At 51.8% G+C, this 8,379-nt stretch carries 7 protein-coding genes and 1 pseudogene; all 8 read right to left on the bottom strand.

The window, feature by feature from the left end:
- Nucleotides 1-57: 57 nt before the first annotated feature.
- Nucleotides 58-4,086: a DNA-directed RNA polymerase subunit beta gene (rpoB, locus tag F0Q32_RS24230; RefSeq protein ID WP_015966389.1), complete on the bottom strand. Its 4,029-nt coding sequence runs from the start codon at nt 4,084-4,086 to the stop codon at nt 58-60.
- A gap of 320 nt (nt 4,087-4,406) precedes the next feature.
- Complete coding sequence (gene rplL, locus F0Q32_RS24235) at nt 4,407-4,772, bottom strand: 50S ribosomal protein L7/L12 (protein ID WP_006176746.1); 366 nt, start codon at nt 4,770-4,772, stop codon at nt 4,407-4,409.
- Nucleotides 4,773-4,838: 66 nt separating this feature from the next.
- Nucleotides 4,839-5,336: a 50S ribosomal protein L10 gene (gene rplJ / locus F0Q32_RS24240; RefSeq protein WP_002438625.1), complete on the bottom strand. Its 498-nt coding sequence runs from the start codon at nt 5,334-5,336 to the stop codon at nt 4,839-4,841.
- A gap of 418 nt (nt 5,337-5,754) precedes the next feature.
- Complete coding sequence (rplA, locus tag F0Q32_RS24245; RefSeq protein ID WP_015966391.1) at nt 5,755-6,459, bottom strand: 50S ribosomal protein L1; 705 nt, start codon at nt 6,457-6,459, stop codon at nt 5,755-5,757.
- A 3-nt stretch (nt 6,460-6,462) separates the two neighbouring features.
- Nucleotides 6,463-6,891, bottom strand: coding sequence for a 50S ribosomal protein L11 (gene rplK, locus F0Q32_RS24250; RefSeq protein WP_015966392.1), 429 nt, complete (start codon nt 6,889-6,891; stop codon nt 6,463-6,465).
- A gap of 155 nt (nt 6,892-7,046) precedes the next feature.
- The gene (gene nusG, locus F0Q32_RS24255) at nt 7,047-7,592 is read right to left on the bottom strand and encodes a transcription termination/antitermination protein NusG (RefSeq protein WP_003862341.1); all 546 of its coding nucleotides are present in this window, start codon (nt 7,590-7,592) and stop codon (nt 7,047-7,049) included.
- 1 nt (nt 7,593) lies between these two features.
- Nucleotides 7,594-7,977, bottom strand: coding sequence for a preprotein translocase subunit SecE (gene secE / locus F0Q32_RS24260; RefSeq protein ID WP_003862342.1), 384 nt, complete (start codon nt 7,975-7,977; stop codon nt 7,594-7,596).
- Nucleotides 7,978-8,199: 222 nt separating this feature from the next.
- Nucleotides 8,200-8,379 (bottom strand): annotated as a pseudogene (tuf, locus tag F0Q32_RS24265) (elongation factor Tu); the annotation flags it as partial.

Below are 8,379 nucleotides of genomic sequence, written 5' to 3' on the forward strand. Positions count from 1 at the left end.
TTAGCACAATCTGGTGCCGGCTGTTACGCCAGCACCAGTGACCTGTTTGAGCGAGAGTTACTCGTCTTCCAGCTCGATGTTGATACCCAGCGAGCGGATTTCTTTCAACAGTACGTTGAAGGATTCCGGCATGCCCGGTTCCATCTGATGGTTACCGTCTACGATGTTTTTATACATCTTAGTACGGCCATTCACGTCATCAGACTTAACGGTGAGCATTTCCTGCAGGGTGTATGCCGCGCCATATGCTTCCAGCGCCCACACTTCCATCTCCCCGAAGCGCTGACCACCGAACTGCGCCTTACCACCCAGCGGCTGCTGAGTAACCAGGCTGTAAGAACCGGTAGAACGCGCATGCATTTTGTCGTCAACCAGGTGGTTCAGTTTCAGCATATACATGTAACCCACGGTTACCTGACGCTCGAACTGCTCACCTGTACGGCCGTCAAACAGTGTGATCTGACCGGAAGTCGGCAGGCCACCCAGTTGCAACAGCTCTTTGATTTCAGACTCTTTCGCACCGTCGAAGACCGGCGTTGCGATTGGCATACCTTTACGCAGGTTCTCAGCCAGACGCAGAACTTCTTCATCACTGAAGGTGTTCAGGTCAACTTTCTGACGAACGTCAGCGCCCAGATCGTACGCACGCTGGATGAATTCGCGCAGTTTCGCGACTTCTTGCTGCTGTTTCAGCATGGCGTTGATCTTATCGCCAATACCTTTCGCAGCCATACCCAGGTGAGTTTCCAGAATCTGACCGATGTTCATACGAGACGGTACGCCCAGCGGGTTCAGTACGATATCTACCGGTGTACCGTTAGCATCGTGCGGCATATCTTCGATCGGGTTGATCTTAGAGATAACACCCTTGTTACCGTGACGGCCTGCCATTTTATCACCAGGCTGGATACGGCGTTTAACGGCCAGGTATACCTTGACGATTTTCAGCACGCCCGGTGCCAGATCGTCGCCTTGGGTGATTTTGCGGCGTTTCGCTTCGAGTTTTTTCTCGAACTCGTGTTTCAGTTCGTCATACTGCTCAGCCAGCTGTTCCAGCTGATTTTGTTTCTCTTCGTCGGTCAGGCCGAGTTCCAGCCAGCGATCGCGAGGCAGTTTGTCGAGCTTCTCAGCTTCAACGCCACCGGCAACCAGCACAGCGTAAATACGGCTAAACAGGCCAGCTTCGAGGATCTGCAGTTCTTCAGACAGGTCTTTCTTCGCCTGTTTGAGCTGCATTTCTTCGATTTCCAGCGCACGTTTGTCTTTTTCCACGCCATCGCGGGTAAAGACCTGAACGTCGATAACGGTACCAGACACGCTGTTCGGCACGCGCAGAGAAGAGTCTTTAACGTCAGACGCTTTCTCACCGAAGATCGCACGCAGCAGCTTCTCTTCTGGGGTCAGCTGGGTTTCACCTTTCGGCGTTACCTTACCAACCAGAATGTCGCCACCGGTCACTTCTGCACCGATGTATACGATACCGGATTCATCCAGTTTGGAGAGCGCAGCTTCACCCACGTTCGGGATGTCGGCGGTGATCTCTTCCGGCCCCAGCTTGGTGTCACGGGACACACAGGCCAGTTCCTGAATGTGGATGGTTGTGAAACGGTCTTCCTGAACAACACGCTCGGATACGAGGATGGAGTCTTCGAAGTTGTAACCGTTCCATGGCATGAATGCCACGCGCATGTTCTGACCCAGCGCCAGTTCACCGAGGTCGGTGGACGGACCATCAGCCAGCACATCACCACGATCAACCGGCTCACCCAGAGATACGCAAGGCATCTGGTTGATACAGGTGTTCTGGTTAGAACGGGTGTATTTGGTCAGGTTATAGATGTCGATACCTGCTTCGCCCGGGTACATCTCGTCTTCGTTAACTTTGATAACGATACGGGAAGCATCCACGTACTGAACGGTACCGCCACGCTTAGCAACTGCAGTAACACCGGAGTCAACGGCAACAGCACGTTCCATACCGGTACCAACCAGCGGCTTATCAGAGCGCAGAGTCGGAACCGCCTGACGTTGCATGTTCGCACCCATCAATGCACGGTTGGCGTCATCGTGTTCCAGGAACGGGATCAGGGACGCACCGACGGAAACCACCTGTTGGGTGGATACGTCCATGTAGTCAACCTGGTCACGGCTGAACAAGCTGGATTCGCCTTTGCTACGGCAGGTTACCAGGTCTTCTACGAAGTGGCCTTCATCGTCCAGGTTGGAGTTCGCCTGAGCAATAACGTAGTTGCCTTCTTCGATAGCAGACAGGTAGTGAATTTCATCAGTTACCACACCGTCGGTCACTTTACGATACGGCGTCTCGAGGAAGCCATATTCGTTAGTCTGTGCATACACGGACAGGGAGTTGATCAGACCGATGTTCGGACCTTCAGGCGTTTCGATTGGACATACGCGACCGTAGTGAGTCGGGTGTACATCTCGAACTTCAAAGCCTGCGCGTTCACGGGTCAGACCGCCTGGGCCGAGTGCGGAGATACGACGTTTGTGCGTAATCTCAGACAGCGGGTTGTTCTGGTCCATAAACTGAGACAGCTGGCTGGAACCAAAGAACTCTTTCACTGCTGCGGAAATCGGCTTGGCGTTGATCATATCCTGAGGCATCAGGGTATCGAGATCGCCCAGAGACAGACGCTCTTTCACCGCACGTTCTACACGTACCAGGCCAACGCGGAACTGGTTTTCCGCCATTTCGCCAACGGAACGGATACGACGGTTGCCGAGGTGGTCGATATCATCGACTTCGCCTTTACCGTTACGGATATCGATGAGCTTTTTCATCACTTCGATGATGTCTTCTTTGCTCAGGATACCGGAACCTTCGATTTCGTCGCGCAGCAGAGAACGGTTGAACTTCATACGACCAACCGCAGACAGGTCATAGCGGTCTTCGGAGAAGAACAGGTTCTCAAACAGGCTTTCAGCTGCTTCACGAGTCGGCGGCTCACCCGGGCGCATCATGCGGTAGATTTCTACCAGCGCGCTCAGACGATCGTTGGTTGGGTCAACGCGTACAGTCTCAGAGATGTACGGACCGTGGTCCAGATCGTTGGTGAACAGCGTTTCGATACGTTTGTGGCCAGACTGGCTCAGCTTAGCCAGCAGATCCAGGCTCAGCTCCATGTTAGCCGGGCAGATCAGCTCGCCAGTCGATTCGTCAACGTAATCTTTAGACGCAACTTTGCCAGCAATGTACTCAACCGGAACTTCGATATGTTTGATATCGTCTTTTTCCAGCTGGCGAATGTGGCGCGCAGTAATACGGCGGCCTTTTTCAACGTACACTTTGCCGTTAGCTTCGATGTCAAAGGATGCGGTTTCACCACGCAGGCGTTCCGGAACCAGCTCCATCTGCAGCTTGTTGTCGCGAATTTCGAAAACAACTTTCTCAAAGAACAGGTCAAGGATCTGCTCAGTGGTGTAGTTCAGCGCACGCAGAATGATGGTCGCAGGCAGTTTACGGCGACGGTCAATACGTACGAACAGGTTGTCCTTCGGATCGAATTCGAAGTCCAGCCAGGAACCACGGTAAGGAATGATGCGCGCGTTATACAGCACTTTACCCGAAGAGTGGGTTTTACCTTTGTCGGAGTCAAAGAAGACGCCCGGACTACGGTGCAGCTGAGAAACGATAACACGCTCAGTACCGTTGATAACAAAGGTACCGTTGTCAGTCATGAGCGGAATTTCACCCATGTAGACTTCTTGTTCTTTAATGTCTTTTACGGTGCCTTCCGGCGCTTCGCGCTCGTAGATCACCAGACGCAGTTTTACGCGCAGCGGTGCGGAATAGGTCACGCCACGGATCTGACATTCCTGGACGTCAAACACCGGTTCGCCAAGGCGGTAGCTGACGTATTGCAGCTCGGAATTACCGCTGTAGCTCTGAATCGGGAACACGGAACGGAAGGCGGCTTCCAGACCATACTGCCCTTCAGGATCTTGCTCGATGAACTTCTGAAACGAGTCAAGCTGGATAGAAAGGAGATAAGGCACATCCAGTACTTGTGGACGTTTACCAAAATCCTTACGAATACGTTTTTTCTCGGTATAGGAGTAAACCATTAGGGTTCCTCAGCTCGCTGACAAGTCGACCCATCTGCCCAATTGAATGGCAGTTTGTGCAACACTATTTTGTTGACCGGAAAATGGAACACTTTCCGCAATGCTTGTTGCTATCACGCTTAAATCATTTCGTTGCGATTTACACAGAGCGAGCACCCTGTCGCAGTATATTAAGTCGTCGATAGAAACAAGCATTGTCAGGACAACCAGTAGTCAAACAGTGTGAAACGCTACTGGCGCCTTACAGCGCAAAAAGGCTGGTGACTAAAAAGTCACCAGCCATCAGCCTGATTTCTCAGGCTGCAACCGGAAGGGTTGGCTTATTTAACTTCAACTTCAGCGCCAGCTTCTTCCAGAGATTTTTTCAGTGCTTCTGCGTCGTCTTTGCTCACGCCTTCTTTCAGAGCGGCCGGAGCAGATTCAACCAGGTCTTTCGCTTCTTTCAGACCCAGGCCAGTTGCGCCACGTACTGCTTTGATTACAGCAACTTTGTTAGCGCCAGCAGCTTTCAGAATTACGTCGAATTCAGTTTTTTCTTCAGCAGCTTCAGCCGGGCCAGCAGCTACAGCTACAGCAGCAGCAGCGGAAACACCGAATTTTTCTTCCATTGCAGAGATCAGTTCTACAACGTCCATTACGGACATAGCGGCAACTGCTTCAATGATTTGATCTTTAGTGATAGACATTTAAATTGTTCCTGAAAATCAGAATAAGTTTATACGTAAGCGAATACTTGATAAAGATAACTGCGATTAAGCAGCTTCTTTCGCATCGCGAACAGCAGCCAGAGTGCGAACCAGTTTGCCAGCCGAAGCTTCTTTCATGGTTGCCATCAGGCGTGCAATTGCTTCTTCGTAGGTCGGCAGGGTTGCCAGGCGATCGATTTGCGATGCCGGGATCAACTCACCTTCAAAGGCTGCAGCTTTGACCTCAAATTTTGCATTCGCTTTCGCGAACTCTTTGAACAGACGAGCAGCAGCGCCCGGGTGTTCCATAGAGTATGCAATCAGGGTCGGACCAACGAACGCGTCTTTCAGGCACTCAAACTGAGTACCCTCAACAACACGACGCAGCAGGGTGTTACGAACAACACGCATGTATACGCCGGCTTCGCGACCTGCTTTACGCAGTTCGGTCATTTTGTCCACAGTTACGCCGCGGGAATCCGCAACTACTGCAGACAGCGCGCCTTTGGCTACTTCGCTGACTTCAGCAACAATCGCTTGTTTGTCTTGAAGATTTAAAGCCATTAGCTTTGCTCCTGGATGTTTGCCAGGGCTCATGCCCTGGAACTCACTTCACTCCTCCAAAATGGAGAGAGCGTCTTAAATACGGTGAGCAGAAACAAGCCAAAGAGTACTTTAAAAAATAATCTTAGCGTTCTGTCACCGTCTACGCAGGGGATTAAGTTTCTTGCGAAACACCTGCGGTCTTCGACGGAGGCCTGGATAGGCCAGGCTCCAACGAACAAATCTTTTCTATCCGTCGCTATTCAATCTGTAGCGGCGTTGACTGCCTTCGTTCACACCCGTCACATAGTGAACTATGCTCCTGGCGATTCACTCAGTTGTCGCCTTGCCACAGCCTGAATATCTCGGATATACGTCTGCAATTAGCAGAATACGTGGGGGTAAGATTGTAGACAAAATCACCGCCCACGTAAAGGCATTAGTTTGCAGCAGCGCTCAGGCCAGCCTGGTCAACTGCAACACCTGCACCCATGGTGGTGGAGATGCTAACTTTCTTGATGTACACGCCTTTCGCCTGAGTCGGTTTTGCTTTTTTCAGCGCAACCAGCAGAGCTTCCAGGTTTTCTTTCAGTTTGTCAGCGTCAAAGTCCACTTTACCGATGGTGGTGTGGATGATGCCGTTTTTGTCGTTACGATAACGAACCTGACCTGCTTTAGCGTTCTTAACCGCTTCAGCAACGTTAGGCGTTACAGTACCTACTTTCGGGTTTGGCATCAGGCCGCGCGGGCCCAGAACCTGACCCAGCTGGCCAACAACGCGCATTGCATCCGGGGAAGCAATAACAACGTCGAAGTTCATTTCGCCTTTCTTGATCTGGTCAGCCAGATCTTCCATACCTACCAGTTCAGCGCCTGCAGCTTTAGCAGCTTCAGCGTTTGCGCCCTGGGTAAATACGGCAACGCGAACGGAACGGCCAGTACCGTGCGGCAGTACAGTTGCACCACGTACGTTCTGGTCAGATTTACGAGCGTCGATGCCGAGGTTAACAGCAACGTCAACGCTTTCGTTGAATTTAGCAGTGGCCAGCTCTTTCAGCAGAGCAATAGCTTCGTTGATGTCGTACTGTTTAGTTGCATCAACTTTTTCACGGATCACGCGCATACGCTTGGTCAGTTTAGCCATTTCTTAGTCCTCCACTACCAGGCCCATGGAACGTGCAGTACCTTCAATGGAGCGAGTCATCGCTTCAATGTCGGCGCCAGTCATGTCGGCAGCTTTGGTCTGCGCGATTTCCTGCAGCTGAGCGCGAGAAATTTTACCAACTTTCTCTTTGTTCGGCTTACCGGAACCAGACTTAATACCAGCCGCTTTTTTCAGCAGAACTGCTGCCGGCGGAGTCTTGGTGATGAAGGTGAAAGAACGGTCAGCGTAAACGGTGATAACAACCGGAATCGGCAGACCTTTTTCGATGGAATCAGTTTTTGCGTTGAACGCTTTGCAGAATTCCATGATGTTCACACCCTGCTGACCCAGTGCTGGACCAACCGGCGGACTCGGGTTTGCCATACCAGCTGCAACCTGCAGCTTAACGTAGGCTTGTACTTTCTTAGCCATTGCAATTTCCTCTGAGTGGGTAATAGCGCCTCGGTGAGGCTCCCCGTGATAAATATCGTTTTACGGGCAATGCCCGTAAAAACAAAAGGCGCGAAATTGTATGCCAATTTCGCGCCTCATGCAACGATTAAATCGCTGCTTTTTTGATCGCCGCGTTACGCTTTTTCGACCTGCGCGAAGTCCAGTTCTACCGGGGTCGCACGACCGAAGATAGAAACAGACACTTTCAGGCGAGACTTCTCGTAATCCACTTCTTCAACGACGCCGTTGAAGTCAGCGAACGGACCATCGTTAACGCGAACCATCTCACCCGGTTCGAACAGCGTTTTCGGACGCGGCTTATCACCAACCTGCTGCAGGCGGTTCATAATCGCATCAACTTCTTTGTCGCTGATCGGCGCCGGACGGTCAGAAGTACCGCCGATGAAGCCCATTACGCGCGGCACGCTGCGCACAAGGTGCCAGCTCGCATCGTTCATGACCATCTGGACCAGAACGTAACCCGGGAAGAATTTGCGCTCGCTTTTGCGACGCTGGCCGCCACGGATCTCAACGACTTCTTCAGTCGGGACCATGACTTCGCCAAACAGCTCTTCCATGTTGTGTAATTTGATGTGCTCACGCAGCGAAGTGGCTACGCGGCCTTCAAAACCGGAAAACGCCTGAACGACGTACCAGCGCTTTTTAGGTGCTTCAGACATCTTAGAACCTCAGGCCAGTGATAAAAGAGACCAGGCGAACCAGAATACCATCCAGTCCCCACAGGATCAGCGACATTACCGCGGTAACCGCAGCAACGATAAGCGTAGTGTGCAGTGTTTCCTGGCGAGTCGGCCAGATAACCTTGCGAACTTCAGTACGCGCTTCACGTGCAAACGCAACGGTCGCTTTTCCTTTTGTCGTTAACAGCGCGACACCACCCGCTGCAGCAATAAGAATTACTACGGCCAGCGCGCGCAATGGCAGCATCATGTCACGATAAAGATAGTTGCCGACGATAGCCACAATCAGCAGCACCGCAACCACAACCCACTTCATCGCTTCCAGGCCGCGCCCGCTCCCTTGAGCTTCGGTATTCGCACTCATAAACCAACCTGTCAGAAGAATTCTACAAACATTTTCACCCCGCGGGTGCGAGGCGATCCAAACCGAAAGTAAGTTTCGGACTAAACGCCCTCTTCAGAGCCTGTCTCAGCAATGATTATGACAAAAAAAATCACTGATGAGCCAGGTTCTGCTTCGAAAGCGTACAAAAAGGGCATCAAATGATGCCCTTTTATTGCGCATTGCGTCAAATGTTATCAGCAATTAGCTCATTACTTTAGCAACAACGCCCGCGCCAACGGTACGGCCGCCTTCACGGATTGCGAAACGCAGACCGTCGTCCATCGCGATCGGGTGGATCAGGGTAACAACCATTTTGATGTTGTCGCCCGGCATTACCATCTCTACGCCTTCCGGCAGTTCGATGGTGCCAGTCACGTCAGT

The organism is Pseudocitrobacter sp. 73, assembly GCF_008369545.1.
GTDB classification, from domain to species: domain Bacteria; phylum Pseudomonadota; class Gammaproteobacteria; order Enterobacterales; family Enterobacteriaceae; genus Pseudocitrobacter; species Pseudocitrobacter vendiensis.